Below are 23,588 nucleotides of genomic sequence, written 5' to 3'. Positions count from 1 at the left end.
TCATTCGTTGTCGCTCCATTCAGTGGCGTGGTTCCGGATTCTTTCTAGAGTTCCTCTACCAGCTACATACGGCCCCGTGCCTTCTCCTCTGAGCCCCCTCCTTATGTCCGCTGTGACCACCTGGAACATCGACCCCGCGCACTCCTCCCTCCTCTTCGTCGCTCGCCACATGGTGGTGGCCCGCGTCCACGGCCGCTTCGAGCGCATCTCCGGCACGCTGAAGGTGAGCCCCGAGCAGCCCGTGCAGGGCGAGGTGGAGGTGAGCGCTGACACGGCCAGCATCTACACCGGATCTCCGGACCGGGACGCGCACCTGCGCTCGGCGGACTTCCTGGACGCGGACAACGCGCCGAAGCTCACCTTCCGCAGCACGAGGGTGGAGCCCACCGGTGGCTCCTCCTTCCGGCTGTTGGGGGACTTGACCATCCGCAACGTGAGCCAGCCCGTGGTGTTCGAAGCGCGCCACACCGCCACCTCGAAGGACCCGTGGGGCAACACGCGGCTCATCTACACCGCGCGCGCCACCATCAACCGCTCGGACTACGGCATCCGCTGGAACAAGACGCTCGACAACGGCGGCTGGCTCGTGGGCGAGAAGGTGGACATCGAGCTCGACATCCAGGCCATCCCCGCCATGGCCTGAGCCCGCACAGCCCCGCCGCTTCAGGGGGCCGTCACGAAGTCCGCGTACACCGCGGCATGGTCCGAACCGCCATAGCCGCTCCGGCCCTCGCGCGCGGCCTTGAACGAGCCGGGCACGTACGCTCCACCGCGTCCTTCCACGCCCCGGGCGAGGTAGAGGTGGTCGATGGCCTGCTGCTGGCCGGAGTACGAGTACGTCCACGTCTCGCTGTCCGGGCGGTCGTTGGAGACGCGGAGCAACTCTCCGTCCGCCTCCAGCGCGTTCAGCGGCGGTGAGCCGGGCACGTCATTGAGGTCCCCGCCGAGCACCACCAGCGCATCGGGATATTCACGCGCGGTGCTGGCGATGATGTCGTGAGCGGCCTCCGCCTCCGCGAGTCGGTGGGCGGGGTCGTCGCTCACCTTCGAGCGGAAGTGCGCGGCGAAGACGATGGTCCGCGCGCCCGGCGTGTCGAGGTGCACCTCCAGCAATTCGCGAGCGAAGCGCGTCGTCGAGCCGTCGGGGAGGAGGAGCACCTGCTCGCGATGCCCGCGCGTCATGAGGACGGGCCACTTGGAGAGCACGGCCACGTCCACGGAGGCGGGAGTCCCGATCTCTCCCAGCACCGCATGGCGGTACACGGGGAGCCGCAGCTGGAGCGCATCGAGCGAGGTCTGCGTCTCGATTTCGCCGAGCAGCACCACGTCCGCGCCGAGCCGGGAGATGCCCTGGGCGAGCCGGTCCGCCTGGGTCGCGAAGGCGTCGGGCGTGGGCAGGGCCTCGTAGTCGCCGGCGTTGCATGCGCCGGAGTCACACACCGTGTCGAAGAGGCGGTGTACGTTGAAGGCGGCGATGCGCAGGGACTCCTCGTCCGCCGAGGGCGCTCCGCAGTCCCCGGTGGTACATGCCTGCTCCGTGCCGGGGGACTCACGGCCCTGACAGGCGGGCAGGGCGAGGGCGAGCCCCATCCACGTGGCCGCGCCGAGGAGGGTGGAGCGGAGCGCACGGGGCCTGCCAGCAAGGGAGAGGGACATGGGGGCGGCGAGACTAACACCGCCGCGCCGCGGTGCCTGGACTGGCCCATACCGGGCGCGGCGAGGAGACGTTAGGTTCCATGGAGGGCCCCGGCCCGCGGGCGCGTTGCGTCCGGGAGGCCCTTGCGGCATGAGGGGGAGGCAGCCGTTGCCTGCCTGCACGGTGGGCCTTCGGGCGTCGAGGAATGACGCGAAACGACGCGACCAGGGAGAACGTGGACATGGTGTGGGAGATTCTCATCGGTGCCGCGGTGATGACCCTGGTCACGGTGCTCTTCACCGGGCCGGGCATGTGGAGCTCGTCGTGGGGCTTCAAGAAGCGCGAGGGTCAGCAGCAACCGCCGCCTCCTTCGTCCGACGACGCGGGCAAGAAGTGACGGAGCCGAGAGCCCTCGGGGCTTGAGGCGTGGTGTGGGCGCTCGTTATGGTGGCGCCCCCTCGCTGTTCGCCCGGACTCGGCTCCGGGCCCCCGCGGTGCCTCTGGAATGAAGGTCATCTCCCTGCTGATGCGGGCGTCGCGTGGGCACTTCGTGCTCGCGGTGGTGCTCGGAGTTACCTCTGGGGCCAGCAGCGCGCGCCTCATCTCGCTCATCAACAAGGCGCTCACCGACGAGGGCCCGCTGCAGCGGACCACGGTGCTCAGCTTCGTGGGCTTCGGGCTCGTGGCGATGATCGCGCGCACCCTCACGCAGATGCTGCTGGTCCGGCTGAACAGCGGGACGCTCTACGACCTGCGCATGCGGCTCAGCCGGCGCATCCTCTCCGCCCCGCTGCGGACCCTGGAACAGGTGGGCAACCCCCGGCTGCTGTCCTCGCTGCAGGAGGACGCCGTCGTCGTGAGCCAGGGCCTGGTGCAGCTTCCCAACCTGGTCATCGACGCGGCGACGATTCTCGGCTGCCTGCTCTACCTCGCCTACCTGTCCGGGTTCGTCTTCCTGGGCATGGTGGGCGTGCTGGTGCTGGGGCTCACCTTCTACATGCTGCTCCAGCGCCGCGCCCGCGCGCTGCTGTACCGCGCGCGTCAGCAGGTGAATGCGCTCTTCGCGCACTTCGGGTCGCTCACGGGCGGCATCAAGGAGCTCAAGCTCCACCGCCACCGGCGCATGGCCTTCCTGGACGAGTCGCTGGAGCCCACCGCGGCCAGCATCCGCACGTACTTCACCCGCAGCGCCGACATTGGCGCGCTCAGCCAGGCCTGGGGCTTCCTGCTGCACTTCACGCTCATCGGTCTGCTGCTGTTCGCCTTCCCCGCCTTTGGCGATGTGGATAGGCGCACGCTCGTCGGCTACACGCTGGTGGTGCTGTACCTCCAGCAGCCGCTGGACAGCGTGATGAACCTCTTCCACACGCTGCTGCGCGTGGGCGTGGCGGCGCAGAACATGGAGGACCTGGGGCTGTCGATTACGCAGCAGGGCGCGGAGGAGTCCACCGCCGAGGTCGAGGAGCCGCGCTCCTTCCAGCGCCTGGAACTGGTGGGCATCACGCACGCCTACCACCGGGAGAACGAGGACAGCCGCTTCACGCTGGGCCCCATCTCCCTGTCGCTGGTCCCCGGCGAGTGCGTCTTCCTGGTGGGCGGCAACGGAAGCGGCAAGACGACGCTGGCGAAGCTGCTCACCGGCCTCTACCGCCCGGAGTCGGGCGAGATTCGCCTGGACGGGCAGGTCATCACCGACGCGGAGCGCAACCGGTACCGGCAGCACTTCACGACGGTGTTCTCGGACTTCCACCTCTTCGAGAAGCTGCTCGGGGTCGCCTCGCCGGCGCAGCTCGCGAGGACCGGGGAGCTGCTGCGCCGCCTGCACCTGGACCGCAAGGTGCGAATCGAGAACGGCAGGCTCTCCACCACGGAGCTGTCGTTGGGACAGCGCAAGCGCCTGGCGCTGCTGACGGCGTACCTGGAGGACCGCCCCATCTACGTCTTCGACGAGTGGGCGGCCGACCAGGACCCGACCTTCAAGGACGTCTTCTACAAGGAGCTGCTCCCCGAGCTGAAGGCGGCGGGCAAGGCGCTGGTGGTCATCTCCCACGACGACCGGTACTTCACGCTGGCGGACCGCGTGGTGCGCCTGGAGTCCGGCCTCGTGGTGGAGGCCACCAGCCCCGCGCTCCTCAAGTCTGGAACAACTGGATGAGGTTGCCGCAGGTGTCCTCGAACACCACGAGGGTGACGGGGCCCTGCTGCGTGGGCTTGCCGCGGAACACGACGCCGCGCTGACTGAGCTTCTCGTATTCCTTGTGGTCAACCCGATGGTTTCACATGCGCGGGACGGCGCTACTCCACGAGGAGGCGCTTCACGGGTGCGGGGTCCACCGCCACCATCAGCGGGCGGGTGAAGTTGCTGAAGGAGACCAGGGCCTGCCCCGGCGCGAGCCGTGAGACGCGGTTCCAGAGTCCCTCGTCGATGCTGCCCACGGTGCGCTGCATGCGGGAGATGACGGCGCTGTCGGTGATTTTGTGGATGATGAAGTTGTTGAGCAGGCCGAGCACCTCATTGGGGAGGTGCTGCGGGAGCTGCGTCACGAAGACGAGCCCGAGCCACCGCTTGCGGCCGCGCTTGGCGATGCGAGCCACCTGCTCGAAGAGCACTGGCATCTGGGAGATGCGGTTGGCGGAGAGGAACTCGTGCGCCTCCTCGATGATGATGAGCACGGGGGTGACGGCCTGCTCGTTGTCATTCGCCTTCTGGTAGCGCGCCTCCTGCGTCTCCTGGAGCCCGCGGAGGATGTCCGCGATGACCATGTTGTTGAGCTGCGGTGAGTCCGTGTCCGAAAGGTCGATGACGGAGACGCGGCCGGGCACGAGCATCGAGCCGTAGGCCACGCTGTGCGCCGTGCCCACGTCGAAGATCTTGAGGCGGTTGAGCCGGTGGAGCTTGCTCGCCAGGGCCTTCCAGCTCACCTCGAGCCGGCTGCTCTGCTGCATCACCCTCGCCATCACCATGCCGGGTTTGCTCCGGAACTCGCTGTAGAGCGCGGGGCCAGTCGGAGGCAGCTCGGGCGCTTGCGGCTCGTCGGGGTCGAGCCCTTCGAGGATGGAGCCCTGCTTGCGGCTCGGGCGCGCGGTTCTCTTGTTCTCCGCGCGGCCCTCGTCGCTGAGGCTGTAGATGTAGGCGTTCACCACGTCCAGCAGGTGCTGGATGGTCATCCTGGGATAGCCGGTGGTGAGCTCGTCCACGTCGAGCGCCTGCTGCGCCTCCTCGGGTGTCTTCGGGAAGATTCCGAAGTCTTCCAGGAGCAGCTTGGTGACGTCGTACGCCTTGAGGAACCGCTCCTGCTGCGCGTCCGACATCTCCAGGATTTCCGCCAGCGCATAGGGCGAGAGGCTGGAGAAGCTCAGCGCGAAGGGGTGCAGGTTGCGGTGACGCGGGTTGCGGCTGGCGCGGCCGGTGAGGTGGTGGATGTGCAAATCCCTCACGCCCTGCGGCTTCTGTCCACGGCGCTTGAGCGCTTCGAGCATGGCCGCTTGGTCCGTGGGCTGGTCCACGTGGGTGTATTCGCCCTCCACGTCGAAGACGATGGTGGCGATGCCCGCCGCCTGGGCACGGTGGATGAGGGTGGCGACGGACGTGGACTTGCCGCCGCCCGTGGTGCCGATGATGCCGGTGTGGCGGGGGAGGATGGCCTTGTCCCGGGCGTTGATGCGGGCCTCCATGTGCTCGTAGCCCACGACGACACCGAGGCTGAGGTCTCCGCCCACGCCAAGCACGTGCTTGCTCTCCTCTTCATCCAGTACGAAGACGGGGCTCTGCGGCTGCGGCCGGAAGCGGGGAGGCTTCAGCGTCCCCTCGACTTCCTCTCCCAGGAGCTCCACCTCCGCGCGGCCGTGGTAGTCGAACGTGTACGAGAGCTTCTTGCCCTGCGTCACCACGCCGATGGCCATCGTGGAGTTGGCCGGGACGGCGTTGGGCTCCGCGAACGGACCGCGCACGACGACGCCGAGATACGTGCGCCCGTCGGCACGAGACTTCACGCGCACCAGCGTCTGCGACGCGAGCAGGTGCAAATCATCTCGCGTCATCAGGACGGTGATGAGGTTGTCCTGGCTGGACGCGGTGTCGAAGTGCGTGAAGCCCACGGCATTCTCCAGGTCGGGGCCGAGCTGCCTCGCCGCCTTCACCTCGTTCCGCAGCGCGTCCATCGCGGCCTGCGCCTCGGGAGGGTTGGGGCGGACGACGTCTTCATGGCCGCTGGGCGCCATCACGGGCGGCGTCGTCTTCGCGCCATTGGACTGGGGTGGGCCAGCGGGGCGCACGTCATTCCCGGCCGGAGGCTGCGCGGGCCTGCTGCCGGCCATGGGAGCCGGGCGCTGCGCGGGGCCCTGCGGGGGCCTGCCGCCTTCGGCCACGGGAGCCGGGCGCTGCTGCGTGGGGCCCTGCGGCCCTTGAGGCCTGGCCGCGCCGTTGATGGGGCGCTGCGCGTCCCCGCGTGAGCCATTCACCACGTGGAGCGGAGGCGTCCTGCTGCCGTTCAGCCCGTCCATCCCATGAGGCCCCGGTCCCTTGCCTTCATCGGCCATCGTTCACCCTCCCGGCTAGCGGCGCAGCGCGCGACCGCTGAAGTACTGGAAGTTCGCGCCCGCGTGGGCGTAGGCGTCCTGGACGAGCCCCTGGAAGCCGTCATCACCGAAGGCGGCGCGGCAGGACATCTCCGCGACGTCGAGGAGCATGGGGAAGCCCTGCTCCTGCCGCAGCACGCTGTCGGCCATGGCGATGCGGACCGCCTCGTGGACGAGCTCGCGGTGCGCGTAGAACATGCGGGGAGGGGAGTGGTCCGACACGCGGAACAGCCCCTTCACGACCTGGGGGCAGGACCTCTTCACGAACTCCCGCGCCAGGCTCTTGCTCCGGTCCCCGTACTGCCAGCCGTCGACGAGGTGCTTCCCGTCGTTCTCCAGCGTCTCCAGCAGGACGAACTCACCCGCGTCGAGCGCGAAGCCCATGGTGAGGAAGCCCCGGTCCTGCAGCGTGTTGGAGACGAAGACGAACTTCTTCTGCGTGTGGATGAGCCGGTCGAGCACGTCGAGCGACTTCTGCAGGAGGCTCATGTAGCCGGAGCCGGTGAGCAGGTCATGCGAGCAGGGGTTGTTCAGGCCGATGCGCCATTCCGCCGAGGACTTGTCCAGCAGCGCGGCCCGCTCCGCGTAGGCGCGGATGCCGCGGCGGGCCAGCCGGGACTGCGCGTCATGCCGGTCCTTGAAGCGGTTCTGCCGCATGTCGATGTAGTCCATCGCCTCGCGCAGACCATCCCCGCTGCGCTGGGCGACCTCCTTGCGGTAGAGGCGCTGCGAGAAGGCGCCAGAAGTGCCGCCGTAGCCGACGATGGCCACCCCAATCTGGGAGATGCCGATGGGGATGCTGTCGTGCGACACGGACGAGCTGGCCACGGCGTCGACGCGGCCCTGGAAGAGCAGCCGCTCGTGGATGAGGCTCAGCTCCTCGGGAGTGACGCGGTAGACGCCGGCCTCGGGGAAGGTGCGGCTGCGCCCGGGGAGCCGTGGAAACACCTCGCTGCGGACGAGCCCCCGCAGCCGGTCCTCCTTCGTCACCGCGGCGGCAATCTCCTGGCGGAAGCGCTTCATCACGCTCTCCAGGTCGAGCCCCGTGGACCACCGGTTGAGGTCGAGCGTCTCGGTCAGCTTCTCGCCGAAGGCCACCTCGTACTCGTCATCTCCGAACAACTCCGCTTCGACTTCTTCCGGCGGAACCCCTCCCGACATGATTACCCTCCGTCCAATCCAAGGAAGCTCTGGCTGGAGAACCGCGGCTTGCGCAGGTGGCGGCGCAGCGAGGTGACGTAGGCCCTGGCCACCGGCCCGGGCAGGCCAAAGCGGAACCGCACGCGCTCGGCGGCGTCCGTCTCGGACGCGCCTTCGAGCAGGGGACGCACGAGCGCCTCGGGCGCCAGCAACTCCAGCGCGAGCTGGTCCGCGCGTCGCTCCGACTCGACCACGGCACCGTGGGTGTAGTGGCCGGACTCGCTGCGGCGGATGAGGTCCGCGCGCGGCGTCAGGGGCACACGCTCGAACAAGGCCGTCAGCGACTCCTCGGGAGTCGGCGCACGCTTGCCGTCGAGCACCTCGAGAATGGGGGGCCCGAGGACCTCCACGGCGCGGCGGCGCGGGAGCAGGTGGTCGAGCACGAAGTGCGAGGCTTCATGGGCCAGCGTGAAGCGCTGCTCCGCGGGGTCCTCTTCGCTGTCGTGAAAGAGGATGCCCACGTCTCCAATCCACACCATGCAGCCGTGCACGGTCTCGGGGAACGCACTGGCCTGGCATGGGAGTCCCCGGCGCATGAGCCACTGGCTCATGCTCTCGGGGGTGGGGTGCGGCAGGGGCGCCACGGTGATGCTCAGCCGCAGCAGGATGTCCACGGCGATGTTCCTGGGGAACCGCGGAGGAGTCCCCGAGCCGAACACCGCGACAGCCTCCTCCAGCCAGGATGCGGTCATGAGGCCGTTCCGTCGTCCTTGGTGCGGTCTCTTGCCGCCACCCGCATCGAGGCACGCTGTTCCGCGTCGCCATCCTGGGGTGTCTTCGAGGGCGCGGCTGCGACGGCGGCGGCCATGACCTCGACCCGCCGGAGCACCTGGACGAGCGGCAGCAATTCCACGTCGAAGCGCGTGGCGATGGCGGTGACCTGTTCCTCGAAGCGCGGCTCCGCGGGACGGCGGCACAGGGCCATCCAGTGCAGCACGTCCTGTGAGCAGCCCAGCTCCTGCGCGAGCTCCTCCTCGGAGCGACCTTCGAGCTGCCGGTACTGCTCGAAGACATGTCCCATCATTCCGGGCGCGGCCTGACTCTTCCGGGCCGCCATCGTCAGCCATTCAGGCGTCGACATCGGCCAACTCCTCCCCGGTTCGCACCAGCTTCTTCTTCCAGCGGTCCCAGTGCCGCTTCACCGCCAGCCGGAGCTCTGCCTCCGGCATCGGGGGCAATCCCAGGGCCTCGCCCACCACACGGGTGGACCCCTCGCTCTCGAGGTAGAGCTCGAGCAGGGTGAAGTCCTTCGGCGTGAGCTTGTCCTTCCTGAGAATTTCCATGACCTCGTGAGCCAGCACGGCCCTCTCCATGACATCGTTCGGAGACGGCGCCCTGACTTCGACGAGCTTCATGTACTTATCTTCCCTGCGCAGGCGGGCCTCTCGGGAGCGGTGCCGGTCCGCCAGCTTGTTCTTCGCCGCGCCGATGAGGTAGTCGCGCAGGCGCCCCTTGCCAGGAATGAACCGCTGCGGGTCGTTCACATACGTGAGGATGGCGTCGACGATGGAGTCATAGGCCTCGTCGCGCTGGAGGCTCGTCATCCTGCTGCCGCCGAGCGTCTCGAGAATGGGGTCCACGAAGGCCGCGAAGACCTCGCTGGAAGCCACCACGTCATCGTTCAAGAGGCGCTCGTGCCAGGCCTCCTCCTCCGACTGTGATGGAAAGCTCATCCCCACACCTCGCCAGGAAGCTCCAGCCCGCATCGGGTTCGTGTCATCTCGCCTGCTCCTTCGGTACCAACCCACGGAGTGCGACGCAGGGAACCGCGCAAAATCATGCAAGAGGTTGATCTCTGACGTCCAGCTTGTCCCTACCTCGCAAGGGGTATGTCAATTCCGCCTCACTCCGGGTTGGGATTGATCCACCATGTCTGGGAAGAGAGGCCGGTCCACCTCCCGGGAGACGCAAGGCATTGTCTGGCAGGGCACAATCCGCCGGGTTGTGTCAGTGAAGCTCGTCATCCCTGGCGGCCATCTTCAGGGTGTTGCTCCCGTCGAAGCCATGCCGCGCTGAAAGGGCGTCCAGGACCTCCACGCGCCGGAGCACCTGGACGAGGGGCAGCAGCTCCACCGAGAAGCGCTCGGCGATGGCCTGGACCTGCTCGGAGAAGGCCTCACCCCGAGGACGGCGGCACAGTGACAGCCATTGGAGCGTTTCCTGGGTGCAGCCGAGCTCCGCCGCAAGGGCCGCTTCGGAGCGCCCTTCGAGCTCGCGGTACCGCGCGAAGGCGTACCCCAGCATCCAGGCCTCTCCATGGCTGCGTCGCACTGCCATTCCGAGCCAGGCGGGAGTCGACATCGGAATCCTCCTTTATGCGCTTTTCCACGGATTGACCCATGCCCTTTATTCGGAGACGCCGGGGGGACTTCGACAGACGCCGGTTCGTCCTGATGGGTGTGTGATGGAAAGCCCACGGCTCGCACTTCGGGTTTCCGCGACGAAGAGAGGGATGAGGACGGCGCAACGCCGGACCGCTTCCGAGAGGGGACCCCCATGACGTCCATGCACTGCCGTGTTGCCACCACCCAGCGAGAGCTCGATGACGCGCTGCGCGTCCGCTGGGCCGTCTTTGGCGGAGAGCTGCGATTGATGATGGGTAGGGTGCCTTCTCGGCGCGAGGTGAGCTGCTTCGACACGCTGGACACGACGGTGCACCTCATCGTCTACGCGAACCGCGAGCCGGTGGCGACGGTGCGGCTGCTGCTGCCCAACGCGGAGGTGGCGCGCCACACGGGAGGACGGTTGGGAATCGAGCTGGAGCAGAAGCTGGACCTGAGGGGCATCGAGTCCCCGACGCGGTCGTTCGCGGAGACGGCGCGTTTCTGTGTGCTCGAGAAGTGGCGGAACTCGGAGGCGGTGGCGCGGCTGCACGCGGGCATCTACGAGGAGAGCCGGCGGCGCGGGGTGACGCACTGGATTGCCGCGGCGAACCTGGACACGGACTCGGTGGAGGACGCGTGGCTGGTGTACCAGGTGGCGGAGAGCCGGGGTTGGCTGAGCCCACGATGGAGGGTGAAGGTGTCCACGCCCGGAGAGCCCCCCGCGATTCCAAACGACCCGCTGTACACGCACGCGGAGCGGGCGCGCGCGAGGCTGGGACGGCTGGACGGGCTGCGGATGCCCCGTGCGCCGTCACTCTTCGCGCGGAAGATGGGGGCGCGGTTCATCTCCGAGCCCATCTACGAGGCGGGCTTCCGCCGCTTCACCCTGCCGCTCATCGCGGCACTGGATGAGATTCCGGCCAGCACGCTGGCGCGGTTCGAGGCGCTGGACTCGCACATCTCTCGCGCGGCCTGAATACCTCCCGGGAGGTACAGACGGCGTCTGGGCAGCCGTCCATTCTCCGTTCCAACAGTTGCGCCAGCCGTGGAGGACGCGCCGTGCGGTCCATCCCCCAGGTTCAGCTCGAGGGAGGGTGCCGGCACGGGCCCGAGCACCTGGGGGGGGCCGCGGGCACAGAAGAGGGGTGCGACTGCTGAGCGCCGCGAGCGGGCCTGGAACGACGAAGGGGCCAGGCCCGCTCGTGGCCGCTCGGGTGGGCTGGCGCTTCGCCCAGAAATCCGTGGGCGTCCCACCGCTTTGACGGCTACGGTCCCGGGCCTCTTGCAGTTGGAGGCCCACACCCTTGACCAACACCTTGCTCGGGACGACGTTGCTCGCGGTCCCCGTGACTGCCCTCTACGGAGCGCTCAATACGTTCCTCACGCTGGGGCTCTCCATCAACGTGAGCCGGGTGCGCGGCAAGCACAACGTGTGGCGCGGCGACGGCGGAAATGCCGACCTGATTGCCGCCATCCGCGCGCATGGGAACAACGTGGAGAACGTTCCCCTGGCGCTCATCCTGCTGCTGGTGGCCGAGCTGTGCGGCGGAAACTCGGTGGCGCTCCACGTCTTCGGTGGCGGGTTGCTCGTGGCGCGGCTGGCGCATGCCTTCGGACTGCTCAAGGGCAGCAAGGTGCAGGTGGCGGGCTCGCTGCTGAACCTGTTCGTCCAGTTGGGGCTCGCCGGGTATCTGCTCTGGCTGCGGCCCTGGGGCTGAGCGCCCGGAGCTACCGCCTCGTGGAAGTCCCGCCGGTTCCTCCCTGGTGGAGGAGCCTCGTCCCGGAAGAGGGCTCCATCAGCTTCTTCAGGCCCTCGACGTAGACGAGATACCGGTAGGGCGGCGTCGTGCTGCGGATGAAGTCGATGCCAGGGCAGGTGCCGATGTCCTGGCCCCAGACGTACGGGCTGACGTGGACGCGGCCGTGGGGCTCGTCCCAATCCCAGTACGACGCGAAGTAGTGGGGCCGGTCGTATTCGTAGATGGCCCATTGGGTGACACCGGGCGTGCGCTCCTGTTCCAGATACGCACGGAGGTGCGCGAGGGAGTCACGGCGCAGCTTCTTCAGCCGCTGATGTTCTTCCTCGTCGCGGGCGAACCAGGGCAGGCGCTCCTCCGCGAGGAAGAGGATGTCGAGCTGCTTCCAGGCCCGACCCTCGCGCGCAGCCGCGGCCTCCTTCAGCCTGTCGAGCAGTTGGTGGTGCGTCGCACCGACGAACGCAATGGTGTCGTGGGCGATGAGCAACTGGACCGGAGGAGACTTCCACTGCGTCTGTTCCGTCTCGACAGTGGTCGGGCGGAAGTACTCGACCTCGTTGAAGAAGCGCAGCCGTCCGGGCGGCAGGACCCACGCCGGAGCGGGCAGCTTCGACATCCATTCCACGGCGCGCGTGTGTATTTCGGTGGCGAGCCCAGGCTTCGCCAGCATGGCCAGTTGCGCGGCGCTCGGGATGTTGCGCAGCGCCGCGCCTGCCTCGAGGACCGCGGAGCCCGCATCCCAGGACGGAGCCAGCAGCTTCTCGCAGACGGCGCGCGTCACCCTGGCTTCCTGGCGGACCTCGACCTGCTGGCCCAATGGGCGCCGCGAATCTCCACCGGCAGGCAGCTCCAGCAGGATGGCCGCGACGCTCTCCGCATCCTTCTGGAACGCCGCCCAATCCTCGGGAGGAGCCTCGAATGGAGCCGAGATGTCCATGGCCCCGAGCCGGGCAATCGAGCTGGAGAAGAGCGCCTCCTCACCACCGAGCCGCTTCAACATGGCGGCGAGCAGCGCGATTCTCAGGGCGGCGGGCGGGTACGTCGGGCTGGCAATCGACCAGCGTTGCCGTCCGCGTCCCTGGAGTATCTGGGCGAGCATCAGCGGGAAGGCCTCGCCCGCGAGCACGACGCCCCATGCATCGGCGATGCACTCCGGGAGCCATCGCTTCCAGTGCTCACGCCGCTTCCGGGTGCCCCAATCCTCGCCGGGGAGCGCCTCGGAGAGCCTGGCCTCGGCCACGCCACGCAAGCCCAGTGCGGCGTCGAGGTGGTGGCCGACCTCGTGCTGGAGCGTCGAGAAGGTCCAGAAGCCGCTCAGGTAGCTGATGGGAAGGTAGACGAAGGGGATGGTGACCTGGAGCGTCTGCCCGGCCCCAGTGAAGCCCGTCGCGAAGACATCGGAAACGGGAGGCGTCATCGCGGGGCCCTCGCCGGGCTCCAGCACGACGATGGGGGGCGCGGGAGAGGCATTGGCGGGCACGCTGCCGCCGAGTCCCGCGAAGTAGCCATCCAGCGTCAGCCGGTCGGCGGACTGCAGCAGGGGGAGGAGCTCCCTGTCGTTCCTCTGGTTGGGAATCTCTCGCAGGACATGCCGGGCCCGCTCCAACCTGGCGAGCATCTTCTCCACGTCCTTGTACGCAACGGCGCTGTCCGCGGTGGCGGCACTCCGCAGCCGCGTCTCCTGCTCCTCCAGGGTCTTTATCAATCCCCGGAAGGCACCTCGCAGCGATTCGGCCTGAAGGGGAGACAGACACGAGCGCTCCACGAAGCGCTCGTCGTCCAACCAGCGCGTCAATCCCTCTCGCGTGCGCAGTGCTCGGAGGAGCAGGTCCACCTCGAAGGTGGTGGCTTCGCCCATGTCACAGCCCCACCTTCTTGAAGGCATCGAGGATGGTGTCGATGCGCTGCTGGAGCGCGTCCTCGGGGAGCGCGTGGAACAACGTCTCGCAGCTCGCGACGAGCCCGTCCCGTGAGTCGGTGAACGTGGCGGTCGGGCTGAGGCGGCCGGGGGTCGCCAGCGTGAGATAGAAGAGCTGCGCGGCTTCCTTCGCGGTGAACCTGCCCGAGGTCAGCAGGTTGTACGCGGCCTTGTTGTGGATGCCGCTGTTGCAATGAACATGACCGAAGTCGTTGGTGTCGTCCGGCTTCTGGCCGGGCCCGAGCTTCTTGAACCCATTCATATGGTCGGGCTGCTTGTGTTCACCTGGCTTCTCCAGGTCACGGATGCCGCTGCCGCTCGAGCCGCCGGTGAGGACCTTGCCGAAGGTCCAGTCCCACTTCTCGATGGGCTTGTCATCGATCGAGTTCGCGATGATGGTGCCGAAGATGTCGGAGTAGGACTCGTTCAGCGCTCCGGACTGGGTCACATACTCCAGGTCGGCGGTGTAGTTGGTGATGCCGTGCGTGAGCTCATGCGCGACGACGTCGAGGCCCTCGGACAGGGACAGGTGCTTCCCCCCGGCCAAGGGAATCTGGCCGTAGATCATCATCCCGTCATGGACCGCCTGGGGGAGCTGGGGATGCTGGTGGCGAAGCCAGACGGCATTGCGCCAGGTGAGGCCCATGCCTGGCACCTCCACGCACTCGACGGCCGAGTGAATCCACTTCTCGGGCCCCCCGATGCCCTCACGCTTCAGCACCGTCTTGAAGTAGTCGTAGACAACCGTCGCGTGAGCGTGCGCGGTCACCGCGCCAGGGTGGTTGAACTCGGGTGTGGTGCTCGTGACTGTCTTGCCGGGGAGCGAGGATGGGAGCACCTGGAAGCTCTGGTACCCCATCGAGCAGGTCCGGATCTTTCGCTCGGGGTCCTCGAGAATGAACATGTCATTGCTCGGGTCCTTCGAGACATGGAGCTGGTGCGTCCGGCCAGAGAGGTCCCGCCCACTGCCAAGTGCCTGCGCGTGCCTGAAGAGAGGGACGCGGACCACTTCGAGGCCCGAGTGCGCGTCGATGAAGACGCGGTAGCGGCGTTCCCGGAGGAGATCTCGCTCCGTGGTCTCTCCCGAGGCAACCTTGGCGCTGTTCGGGATGAGCACATCCTCGAACACATACGTCAGGGCCCAGCGGGAGCCGGTCTCGTCCCAGCGCACCACCAGCGCCGGCGGTTGGAGTTGGCCGCGCGTGGCCGGAATGGCCTTTTCGAGCCGCTCGCGGGCTTCGTCGGGGGAGAGTGAAGGAATCGGGTCCAGGTCCTGGATGTCCGCGACGTGCCCGTCGACTCCCACCAGGTGGCGGTCCTGGGTCATCTCCACGCCTACCCGGGTGCCGTGCACGGGAACGCTCTGGTAGCGCTGCACGTAGCTGACCTGGGTCGTGTCGGTCAGCGCCTGCTTCTGCGTGTCCTCGTGCACGAGGTCCGGCGCGGCCGAGGGTTCCGTCGCGCTGAGGGACATCGTAGGGACTTCGGGGGCGCCGAAGAGCGAGTCCAGGTAGCGCTTCGCGGTGGCCTCGGGGGATTCGTTCGGGTCGGGGGCAATGCTCTCCGCCAGGCCGCTGCTCAATCCCTTGACGTCGCCACTTCGGAACCGCAACCGCTTCATTCCGCTTGCCATGACATCCTCCCGGGATGTGCGCGCCGGTTACGTTACCCCGCGGTGTTCCCCCACTTCCGTCCCAACCCGAGTAGCACCAGTCCGACCTGCTCCACGGGGTCCGGTGTGTCGATGAGCCGCCGGTTCTCCTGGTCATCGAGGCCATTGTTGAGGCCGCCGAGCCCCAGCTTTCCGAGCCGCTCCACGATGGCGTCGAAGTCGACCGGTTCGAGGGCGGGCCATTCCTTCCCGCCACTCTTCACCTTGCCATACGTCCCCGTCTGGGCCGCCGCGTCGATGTGCTCGCGGATGCTCGTTCGCGTCCCCTGGTCGTCCTGGAATGCGGTGGTCAGCTCCTCGGGCCGCTCGCCCAGGAGGGCTCGCGCGATGACGCGCGTCATGCCTCCGAAGCCGCCGATGAGGTAGACCGGCTTGCCGAGGTCGACGAAGGTGAGGAACTCCTCGACGAGGCCGGGAATCGGGCTGACGGCGCGGGACTGACCGCCAACCATGACGCGCGCATGGCAATCATTCGCCATGTTCCGGCGCATCTCAGTCATTCCCAGCGTCCATGCCAGCCGTTCCCGAGGCTCGGTTGTCTTCGGTGGGATGAAGGCAGACTTGTTCACACCGTCTACGTCTGGGATGTCGAAGGTATGTGGTTCGAAGACATCCGGCAGCCGGGCCTTGACCGCGTCGGTGAACGTCAGATGGACGGGCCAGCCCAGGTACAGGTGGACGAGCCCGTCTGGAAGCTGTGCTCCCGCGTCGATGGCACCGCGAATCAGCTCGAACAACTGCTCGGTGTAGCCGCCCTGCCGGAGGTCGCCGCCGTAGGCGAGCTGCGCCTGCGTCTGCAGGAGGTGCGTCGCGACACGCGTCCAGATTCGCTCCAGATGGAGCTTCGTCAGACCGAAGGCACTGAGGTTCGGGGCGTCGGAGATGGAGACGGCGATTCTCCGCCCCTTGAGCTTCTGCGCATGGTGCGCGAGCGCCTGGGTGAGGCTCAGGAATTCGATGTCAGGGCGCTTCTCGCACATGAGCTTGCGCTCATTCACCGGAAGGGGTGGATCGGGATGAATCAGCTTGCCGCCGGTATTGGGCAGTGTCGCGAGCTCGGGCCGGAAGGGATGGACATGCGCTGCTGGCAGGCCGAAGGCGGTCTGGGCCTCGACGAGCCGGCTCTCGTCGTGCCGCAGGCGCAGCAGCTCGAGCAGGGCAGCGGAGACAATCCGCCTGCGGCGCGGCACGCTGTCCCGGTCCTTCGGGTCCCACCGGAGTGTATGGGCATTACCGAGGTAGCTGAGGCTCTGCGGCTCACCGTCGAAGAGTGAGTCCACGACGAGGATGGGGCGCCGCTGGAGCTTGGCCTGGAGCGTCTCCCAACCGCACCAGTAGCGGCTGGAGAAGCGGTCCGTGTGCAGCACGACCATGACCGAGGACGCGATGCCACCCTGAAGTGTGTCTTTGAAATCGTCGGTGGCGCTGATCTTCACCTCGTCGAAGAACGCCTCGCTCGTGGGACGGCTGTCGAGGAATGCCTTGAGCGATTGCGCGAAGGCGCGGCCGTCGTCCTCCTTCGAGTTCACGTCGGCGTACTTCTTCGTATGGCTGATGAAGATGGACGTCTTCTCTCCGGGGGCGAGCATCTTGCGCGCCAGCTCGTGCGTCACGCGAAGGATGAGCTCGCCCTCCCGGTCCTCGGAGGCGTGAAAGTCGAGGCGCACCGCCTGCTCCGCCTGGTACGTCGGTCCCAGGTTCCCGCTGTTGGGATCGTCCGTGCAGGTGATGATCTTCGGGCCTCCAGCCTGCGCCTGCTGCTTCGCCCACTTGCGCCACTCGGTGCTGGCGACCATCGCCGTTCCAACGAGGAGGACGAGCACCTCCTGCTTCGCTCGCCCCCACTGAATCTGGGGTGGTTTCTCGCCCTCCACCGAGGTCCAGATGAACACCGGGATGTCCGCCTGCGGGGCGGCGAAGTCCTCCGGGTTGCCATTGAGCCACCGGAAGAGGGCCTCGGCCCAGCGCTTCGCATCCTCGTGCCGGGGATGGTGGACGACGTGGACGTGCAGGGGAGGGGTGTAGGTGCTCATGCGCGCTACGTAGCATGACACCGCGCGCGGAAGTCCCCTCCAGGCCGCGTGCGTTCAAGAGGTCAACAGGTGGGGAGGGCGGCACGTGCGGTTCTCGTCTCCACTCGGGCCAACTGCTGCCCGAGCTCCACATCACGCTTCGTTCCGCCCCTCCGCGTAGGGCGGAAAACGGTTCCGGCGGCAACTCTTTGCCGCCTCATCCGACAATTCGATGACGACTGGGATGGTGCCCCCCCGGGATGCCTCCCTACCCCCTCCAGGAGCACATCATGGCCGTCGGTGGCGCAGGCTCATCGAGCAGCGGTAGCAGAAGCGGAAGCACGGGCGCCGGCCGGTCGGCCGGAAGTTCGAGCACGGGCAAGAGCTCGAGCGCGGGTAAGAGCGCGAGCAGCGCCTCGAAGTCTACGGGTTCGATGGCCGCCGCGAGGGCGGCGGACCGTGCGAGCGTGAGCGGGTACTCCGCCGACAGCAAGGCCTCGAAGACTTCTGGCTCGATGGCCGCCGCACGGGCGGCAGACCGGGCCAGCGTGAAGGGCTACTCCGCCGAGACCAAGTCCTCGACGAAGACTTCCGGTTCGATGGCCGCCGCGCGCGCGGCGGACCGGGCCAGCGTGAAGGGGTACTCCGCCGAGAGCAGCTTCTCCTCGAAGAACTCGATGGCCGCGGCCCGGGCCGCGGATCGCGCGAGCGTGCTCGGCTACACGAGCGGCTCGCTCCGCAAGGGAACGACGAACGACACCGTTCGCTCGTTGCAGGACCGTCTGCGCTCGGCGGGATTCAATCCTGGGAAGACGGACGGGAAGTTCGGCCCCGCCACGGAGAAGGCCGTTCGCGACTTCCAGCGCTCGATGGGGCTCAAGGCGGATGGCGTGGTGGGGAAGCGGACCTTCGAGGCGCTCAACAAGTCCTCGAGCTTCACGAAGGCCCGCGCTGTGAATACCCCGTCGACGACGACTGGCATGCCGTTCGAGGCGATGGCTCGGCTCGCGGAACAGCACGGCCTCACCGTCACCTCGACCAACAAGGGAAAGCACAACGTCGGCTCGAAGCACTACCTGGGGCGGGCCATCGACGTGCGCACCCGCGGCGTGTCGCAGGAGCGCCTCGACGCCTTCATGGCTGATGCCCGGGCGCGCGGCTACACCGTGCTCGACGAGCGGACACGCCCAAGGGGACAGGCGGTCTGGGGCGGTCCCCATCTCCACATCCAACAGTGAAGGATGGCGGTAGGGCACGGGAATCGAACTCGCCAGGGACGCCTCTCGGCGCCCCTCACCGGTTTTGAAGACCGGGCCGGCCACCAGGTCCGGAGGCCCTACCGCCGTCGATTACTGCCGCACCCCTCCGCCTCCGTCAACCCGCCCTCACCGCGTCTTCTTTGCGGCCTTCAATCCCGGCAGCCCGTGTACCAGCGTCGAGACGAGCATCCGCACCAGCTCGTCCACGGGCGAACCCTGGAACCCCGTGCACGTCAGCCGCAGGCTCACAATCCCGTGCAGCCCGGCCCACAGCACCTCGGCCAGCTTGAACGGCTCCGCGTCCTCCGCGAGCCGTCCCGCCTTCTTCAGGTCCTCGAACACGCGGACCAGCACCGCGAATGACCTCGGCCCCGCGCCGCTCTCGTCCGAGAACAGCGCCGTGGACAGCTTCGGGTCCTCCATGAAGATGAGCCGGTAGGTCTCCGGCTGCTCCAGGCCGAACTTCACGTATGCCTCGGCCTGCTTCTGAAGCCGCTCCAGTGGCTCCTCCACCTTCGCCGCCGGCTCCAGCACGGCGAGCAGGTCATTGAACCCGCGGATGCACAGCTCGCGCGCAATCGCGTCCCGGTTCTCGAAGTGCAGGTACAGCGTCGCCGGCGCGTACTCCACCGCGTCCGCCAGCTTGCGCATCGACAGGGCCGCGAAGCCCTCCCGCATCACCATGTCCTTCGCCACCCGGAGAATCTGCTCCCGCAGCTCCGCCTTCTGTCGCTCCTTCCGCTCCGAAATCCCCATGTCCTCAAGCGTAGGCCTTGACGTCCCGAACGGCCACCATTAAATGAACACCGTTCAAAGAACGGTGTTCACAAATCACACGGTCGTTCAGAGCAGGGGAGCACGACATGGACAAGGTGGCGTTGTTCGGAGCCTCGGGCGTCGTTGGTCAGAGTGTGGCGCAGTCCCTCCAGGCGCAGGGGTGGGCCTACCGTGTGGTGGGGCGCTCGAAGGCCGGGCTGCAGCGCGAGTTCGGCGCGGACCCGCTGGCGGAAGTCGCCACCTGGAATCCGGATGACGCGGACTCCATCCGCGCCGCGGCCCGGGGCATCCACACGCTCATCTACATGGTGGGGGTGAACTACTGGCAGTTCCACCTCCACCCGCAGCTCATGCGCCGCACGCTCGACGCCGCCATCGCCGAGGGCGTGCAGCAGGTGCTGCTCATCGGCACCGTGTACCCGTACGGCCGCCCGCGCACCACGCCCGTCACCGAGGACCACCCGCGCGAGCCGCACACCTTCAAGGGCCGCATGCGCAAGGAGCAGGAGGACCTCCTCCTGGCCGAGCACGCCGCCGGACGCATCCGCGGCACCATCCTCCGCCTCCCCGACTTCTACGGCCCCGGCGTGGACAAGAGCTTCCTCCACCGCGCCTTCCTCGCCGCCGTGCAGGGCAAGCGCGCCCAGCTCATCGGCCCCATCGACACTCCGCACGAGTTCATCTACGTCCCCGACGTCGGCCCCGTCGTCACCGCGCTCATGGACGAGCCCCGCGCCTACGGCCGCTGGTGGAACCTCGCCGGCGCGGGTGTCACCTCACAGCGCGAGCTCGTGAAGGAAATCTTCGCGCAGGCCGGCCGCCCGCCGAAGCTCATGACGTCGGGGAAGGGGATGGTGCGGCTCATGGGCCTCTTCGACCCGTTCATGAAGGAGCTGGTGGAGATGCACTACCTGCTCACCGAGCCCGTCCTCATGGACGACTCGGCGCTGCGAGGGCTGCTCGGCGCCGTGCGCAAGACGCCCTACAGCGAGGGCATCCGCCAGACGCTCGCGGCCACGCGCGCGGCGGCCGTCAGTCCAGCCCCCGTTGCCACAGCTCGTCCTCGTCCAGTCCCATGAGGTGACCGACCTCGTGCATCACGGTGATTCCAATCTGCTCGATGAGCTCCTCGCGCGTCCTCGCGAAGCGCTCCAGGTTCTTCTGGTACAGCACGATGGACGCGGGGAAGTGGTCGTACGCATTCGTGACGCTGCGCTCGCCCACCGGCGTGCCCCGGAACACCCCGAGGATGCTCGGGGACAGCGGCGGGTCCTGCCCCAGCAAATCGTCGTCCGAGGGCAGGTCCTCCACCGCAATCGTCACGTTGTCCAGGTACTGCTTCGCGTGGCGGGGCAGGGACTTCACCGCGTCCTCCACCGCGCGGTCGAACGCCTCCTCCGCGAGCTGTACGGGCGGGGGGAACTCCTCGGGCACCAGTGACTGTGCCTTGCCGAAGCGCTTCTTCGCCTCCTTCTCGTCCCCGCGCCGCTCCGCCATCAGCCCCAGGTAGTGGTGTGCCCACGCCTCGTCCGGCGTGTCCTTCAGCACCTTCTCGAAGGCGGCCTTCGCCTCCTCGAAGCGGCACAGCTCGAAGAGGGCGATTCCCCGCTCGAGCTGCGCGTCCACCGAGCGCGGCATGTGCCGCAGGGCCTCCTCCAGGCTGGCGAGCGCGGTGGCGCACTCGCCCATCTGGTTCAGCCCCATGCCCTCCAGGAGGAGGAATTCGTAGAGCATCTCCACATCGTCGGCCTTCTGGGCCAGGCGCCGGCCTCGCGCACATAGGGCGAGTCCCTCCGCCACCGCCTCACGGTCCTCCCCGGCGCGGCACACCAGGCAGTCCGCCGCACCCAGGAGAATCTCCACGTCCTCCGGCGCCTCCTTCATGGCCTGGCCGTAGGCGCGAGCCGCTTCTTCAATCCGGCCCAGCTCCACCAGGGCGGCCGCCCGGAAGTGGAGGGCCTCGGGGAGCTCGGGCGCGTCGCGCAGCAGGGCGTCCGCTCCGGCCAGGGCCGCCTCGAAGTCGCCTGCCTCGAAAGCGTCCGCCACCGCGTCCAGTCGAGCCTCCATCCCCGCCACCCCCTCTCGTTTCGCGGTCCGCTTCCCCATGGGCCCGGCACATATGAAGGCGCACTGTGCGTTGTCAACGACGGGTGCGGCTGTTAGGTTCCGGCCCCCGTCCGCGTGCGACGGAACGCCCCGTGAACATCCTTGTCGTCGACGACGATCTCGAGCTGTGCACCATGCTCTCTCGCTTCCTGGAGATGCATGGGTACACCGTGTACTCGGCGGCGGATGCCTTGCAGGCGCTCGACATCCTGGAGCGCAACCAGGTGGGCATGGTCATCACCGACTACCTCATGCCCCACCTGGACGGCATCCACTTCACGGAGATGCTGAAGGCGGACCCGCGCTTCCAGGCCATTCCCGTCCTCCTCATGACGGGCGCCACGGACGAGGGCATCACCGACAAGGGCCTGCGCAAGGGCGTGGCGCTGACGTTGCGCAAGCCGCTGGACATGGGGCAGTTGCTCACCCTCGTGCGCTTCGCCGAGTAGCCCGCCGGGCAGCGCCACGTGGGCCTGCCCCCAGGGCCTCTGGCCGCGTCCGCTCGCCCACATGCCCGCCCTTCCTGGTTGACATCGTTGGGCCGGCCCTTATGTTGGCGCTCGCCATGGCCGAGTGCTAACGGCCCGTGTCGTACAGTTAAAATCCCCCAATCATTTCAGGAGGTTGCGATGGCAGCGAAGGAGATTTTCTTCCACCAGTCCGCTCGTGAGGCCATCCTGCGCGGTGTCCGGATTCTGTCGGACGCCGTCGCGGTGACGCTGGGTCCCAAGGGCCGCAACGTCGTCATCGAGAAGAGCTTTGGCTCGCCCACCATCACCAAGGACGGCGTCACCGTCGCCAAGGAGATCGACCTCGACAACAAGTTCGAGAACATGGGCGCACAGATGGTGAAGGAGGTTGCCTCCAAGACCTCCGACAAGGCCGGTGACGGCACCACCACCGCGACGGTGCTGGCGCGCGCCATCTACGAGGAGGGCCTCAAGCTGGTGGCCGCCGGCCACAGCCCCATGGACCTCAAGCGCGGCATCGACAAGGCCGTCGAAGTCGTCGTGGAGGAGCTGAAGAAGCTGTCCAAGCCCACCGCCGACAAGAAGGCCATCACCCAGGTGGGCACCATCTCCGCCAACGGCGATGAGACCATCGGCTCCATCATCGCGGACGCGATGGAGAAGGTGGGCAAGGAGGGCGTCATCACCGTCGAGGAGGCCAAGGGCCTCGAGACGACCCTCGACGTGGTGGAGGGCATGCAGTTCGACCGCGGCTACGTCTCTCCGTACTTCGTGACGAACCGCGAGCGCATGGAGGTCGTCCTCGACGACCCCTACATCCTCATCAGCGAGAAGAAGGTCTCGTCGATGCAGGACATGATTCCCATCCTCGAGCAGGTGGCCCGCTCCGGCAAGCCGCTGCTCATCATCGCCGACGACATCGAGGGCGAGGCGCTGGCCACCCTCGTGGTGAACAAGATCCGCGGCGTGCTGAACGTGGCCGCGGTGAAGGCGCCGGGCTTCGGTGACCGCCGCAAGGAGATGCTGAAGGACCTCGCCACGCTGACGGGCGGCATGGTGGTGAGCGAGGAGCTCGGCCACAAGTACGAGAACCTCTCGCTCAACGACCTGGGCCGCGCCAAGCGCATCACGGTGGACAAGGACAACACCACCGTCGTCGACGGCGCCGGTGCGAAGGGCGAAATCGAGGGTCGCATCAAGCTGATCCGCACGCAGATTGACACCGTCACCAGCGACTACGACCGCGAGAAGCTCCAGGAGCGTCTGGCGAAGCTGGCGGGCGGCGTGGCCGTCATCAACGTCGGCGCGGCCACCGAGACGGAGATGAAGGAGAAGAAGGCCCGCGTGGAGGACGCGCTGCACGCGACTCGCGCGGCCGTCGAGGAGGGCATCGTCCCTGGCGGCGGCGTGGCCTACCTGCGCACCCTGACGGCGCTGGAGAAGCTGAAGCTGGGCGGTGAGCAGGACTTCGGCGTGGACATCATCCGCCGCGCGCTCCAGGAGCCGTTGCGCAAGATTGCCTCCAACGCCGGTGTCGAGGGCGCGGTGGTCATCAACAAGGTCCGTGAGGGCAAGGGCGCGTTCGGCTACAACGCCCGCACCGAGGTGTACGAGGACCTGGAGAAGGCCGGCGTCATCGACCCGACGAAGGTCGAGCGCACCGCGCTGCAGAACGCCGCGTCCGTGGCCTCGCTGCTGCTGACGACCGAGGCGATGATCGCCGACCGCCCCGCCAAGAAGAAGAAGAACGGCGGCGGCGGTGGCGGCATGCCGGACTACGGCGGCGACGACATGGAGTACTGAGCCGCTTCTCGCGGGCCGGGGCACTCGAAGCGCCTCGGGCCCGCGGGGGCCGGTGAGTGATTCTTGATGGGAAGAC

The 23,588-nt window shown here is 67.8% G+C and carries 21 protein-coding genes and 1 tRNA gene; 9 read left to right on the top strand and 13 right to left on the bottom strand.

All coding sequences use genetic code 11. From position 1 onward, the window contains the following. Positions 1-103 precede the first annotated feature (103 nt). Complete coding sequence (locus ACVTJA_RS33250; protein ID WP_465825597.1) at positions 104-643, top strand: YceI family protein; 540 nt, start codon at positions 104-106, stop codon at positions 641-643. Between the two features lie 20 nt (positions 644-663). Here ACVTJA_RS33250 and ACVTJA_RS33245 read toward each other — a convergent pair whose 3' ends face one another. Further along, the gene (locus ACVTJA_RS33245) at positions 664-1,656 is read right to left on the bottom strand and encodes an endonuclease/exonuclease/phosphatase family protein (protein ID WP_465825596.1); all 993 of its coding nucleotides are present in this window, start codon (positions 1,654-1,656) and stop codon (positions 664-666) included. Positions 1,657-1,841: 185 nt separating this feature from the next. On the opposite strand from ACVTJA_RS33245, the gene ACVTJA_RS33240 reads away from it, so the two are divergent. Then, positions 1,842-2,033 carry a hypothetical protein gene (locus tag ACVTJA_RS33240; RefSeq protein ID WP_465825595.1) on the top strand — a complete coding sequence of 64 codons (192 nt, stop codon included), beginning with the start codon at positions 1,842-1,844 and terminating at the stop codon, positions 2,031-2,033. A 108-nt stretch (positions 2,034-2,141) separates the two neighbouring features. Beyond that, positions 2,142-3,791 (top strand): cyclic peptide export ABC transporter, encoded by a 1,650-nt coding sequence (locus ACVTJA_RS33235; protein WP_465825594.1) that lies wholly within the window; start codon positions 2,142-2,144, stop codon positions 3,789-3,791. A 140-nt stretch (positions 3,792-3,931) separates the two neighbouring features. Here the strand turns inward: ACVTJA_RS33235 and ACVTJA_RS33230 are convergent, their stop codons facing one another. The 6 genes from ACVTJA_RS33230 to ACVTJA_RS33205 all read right to left on the bottom strand — a co-directional run bounded on the left by ACVTJA_RS33230 (position 3,932) and on the right by ACVTJA_RS33205 (position 9,715). Further along, entirely contained in the window at positions 3,932-6,175 is a 2,244-nt protein-coding gene (locus tag ACVTJA_RS33230; protein ID WP_465825593.1) for an ATP-binding protein, read from the bottom strand. Between the two features lie 15 nt (positions 6,176-6,190). After that, positions 6,191-7,375, bottom strand: coding sequence for a hypothetical protein (locus ACVTJA_RS33225; protein WP_465825592.1), 1,185 nt, complete (start codon positions 7,373-7,375; stop codon positions 6,191-6,193). A gap of 2 nt (positions 7,376-7,377) precedes the next feature. Then, positions 7,378-8,106, bottom strand: coding sequence for an ImmA/IrrE family metallo-endopeptidase (locus tag ACVTJA_RS33220; protein ID WP_465825591.1), 729 nt, complete (start codon positions 8,104-8,106; stop codon positions 7,378-7,380). After that, complete coding sequence (locus ACVTJA_RS33215) at positions 8,103-8,495, bottom strand: hypothetical protein (protein WP_465825590.1); 393 nt, start codon at positions 8,493-8,495, stop codon at positions 8,103-8,105. Before ACVTJA_RS33215 ends, ACVTJA_RS33220 begins: the two co-directional genes overlap by 4 nt. Further along, a complete protein-coding gene (locus ACVTJA_RS33210) occupies positions 8,482-9,087 on the bottom strand; it encodes an RNA polymerase sigma factor (RefSeq protein WP_465825589.1) in 606 nt (201 codons plus the stop codon). The genes ACVTJA_RS33215 and ACVTJA_RS33210 overlap by 14 nt, the downstream gene beginning before the upstream one ends. A 274-nt stretch (positions 9,088-9,361) precedes the next feature. Beyond that, the gene (locus tag ACVTJA_RS33205; RefSeq protein WP_465825588.1) at positions 9,362-9,715 is read right to left on the bottom strand and encodes a hypothetical protein; all 354 of its coding nucleotides are present in this window, start codon (positions 9,713-9,715) and stop codon (positions 9,362-9,364) included. Between the two features lie 195 nt (positions 9,716-9,910). On the opposite strand from ACVTJA_RS33205, the gene ACVTJA_RS33200 reads away from it, so the two are divergent. Continuing rightward, positions 9,911-10,714: a GNAT family N-acetyltransferase gene (locus tag ACVTJA_RS33200; RefSeq protein WP_465825587.1), complete on the top strand. Its 804-nt coding sequence runs from the start codon at positions 9,911-9,913 to the stop codon at positions 10,712-10,714. Positions 10,715-11,042: 328 nt separating this feature from the next. Further along, positions 11,043-11,456, top strand: coding sequence for an MAPEG family protein (locus ACVTJA_RS33195; protein WP_465825586.1), 414 nt, complete (start codon positions 11,043-11,045; stop codon positions 11,454-11,456). Positions 11,457-11,466: 10 nt separating this feature from the next. On the opposite strand, the gene ACVTJA_RS33190 is transcribed toward ACVTJA_RS33195, so the two are convergent. The 3 genes from ACVTJA_RS33190 to ACVTJA_RS33180 are packed head-to-tail and all read right to left on the bottom strand — an operon-like array spanning position 11,467 to position 17,118. Then, positions 11,467-13,353, bottom strand: a complete 1,887-nt coding sequence (locus ACVTJA_RS33190) for a hypothetical protein (protein WP_465825585.1) — start codon at positions 13,351-13,353, stop codon at positions 11,467-11,469. Position 13,354: 1 nt separating this feature from the next. Further along, positions 13,355-15,046 carry a M4 family metallopeptidase gene (locus ACVTJA_RS33185; protein ID WP_465825584.1) on the bottom strand — a complete coding sequence of 564 codons (1,692 nt, stop codon included), beginning with the start codon at positions 15,044-15,046 and terminating at the stop codon, positions 13,355-13,357. Between the two features lie 32 nt (positions 15,047-15,078). Then, a complete protein-coding gene (locus tag ACVTJA_RS33180) occupies positions 15,079-17,118 on the bottom strand; it encodes a hypothetical protein (protein WP_465825583.1) in 2,040 nt (679 codons plus the stop codon). A gap of 413 nt (positions 17,119-17,531) precedes the next feature. On the opposite strand from ACVTJA_RS33180, the gene ACVTJA_RS33175 reads away from it, so the two are divergent. After that, positions 17,532-18,335, top strand: coding sequence for a peptidoglycan-binding domain-containing protein (locus tag ACVTJA_RS33175; RefSeq protein WP_465825582.1), 804 nt, complete (start codon positions 17,532-17,534; stop codon positions 18,333-18,335). Between the two features lie 4 nt (positions 18,336-18,339). Here the strand turns inward: ACVTJA_RS33175 and ACVTJA_RS33170 are convergent. Then, positions 18,340-18,438, bottom strand: a tRNA-Sec gene (locus ACVTJA_RS33170). A gap of 44 nt (positions 18,439-18,482) precedes the next feature. Continuing rightward, on the bottom strand, positions 18,483-19,112 hold the full coding sequence (locus ACVTJA_RS33165) for a TetR/AcrR family transcriptional regulator (RefSeq protein WP_465825581.1): 630 nt from the start codon (positions 19,110-19,112) through the stop codon (positions 18,483-18,485). A gap of 107 nt (positions 19,113-19,219) precedes the next feature. Between ACVTJA_RS33165 and ACVTJA_RS33160 the strand changes: the two genes are divergently transcribed. Continuing rightward, on the top strand, positions 19,220-20,212 hold the full coding sequence (locus ACVTJA_RS33160; protein ID WP_465825580.1) for an NAD-dependent epimerase/dehydratase family protein: 993 nt from the start codon (positions 19,220-19,222) through the stop codon (positions 20,210-20,212). Here the strand turns inward: ACVTJA_RS33160 and ACVTJA_RS33155 are convergent. Next, positions 20,166-21,239, bottom strand: a complete 1,074-nt coding sequence (locus ACVTJA_RS33155; RefSeq protein ID WP_465825579.1) for a metallopeptidase family protein — start codon at positions 21,237-21,239, stop codon at positions 20,166-20,168. The genes ACVTJA_RS33160 and ACVTJA_RS33155 overlap by 47 nt on opposite strands. 92 nt (positions 21,240-21,331) lie before the next feature. On the opposite strand from ACVTJA_RS33155, the gene ACVTJA_RS33150 reads away from it, so the two are divergent. Together ACVTJA_RS33150 and groL are read left to right on the top strand one after the other, a co-directional pair. Further along, positions 21,332-21,688, top strand: coding sequence for a response regulator (locus ACVTJA_RS33150; protein ID WP_465825578.1), 357 nt, complete (start codon positions 21,332-21,334; stop codon positions 21,686-21,688). Between the two features lie 180 nt (positions 21,689-21,868). Continuing rightward, a complete protein-coding gene (gene groL / locus ACVTJA_RS33145) occupies positions 21,869-23,512 on the top strand; it encodes a chaperonin GroEL (protein WP_465825577.1) in 1,644 nt (547 codons plus the stop codon). Positions 23,513-23,588 lie beyond the last annotated feature (76 nt).

The organism is Pyxidicoccus sp. M6 (genome assembly GCF_055568925.1).
This window is presented reverse-complemented; position numbering and strand designations above follow the sequence as displayed.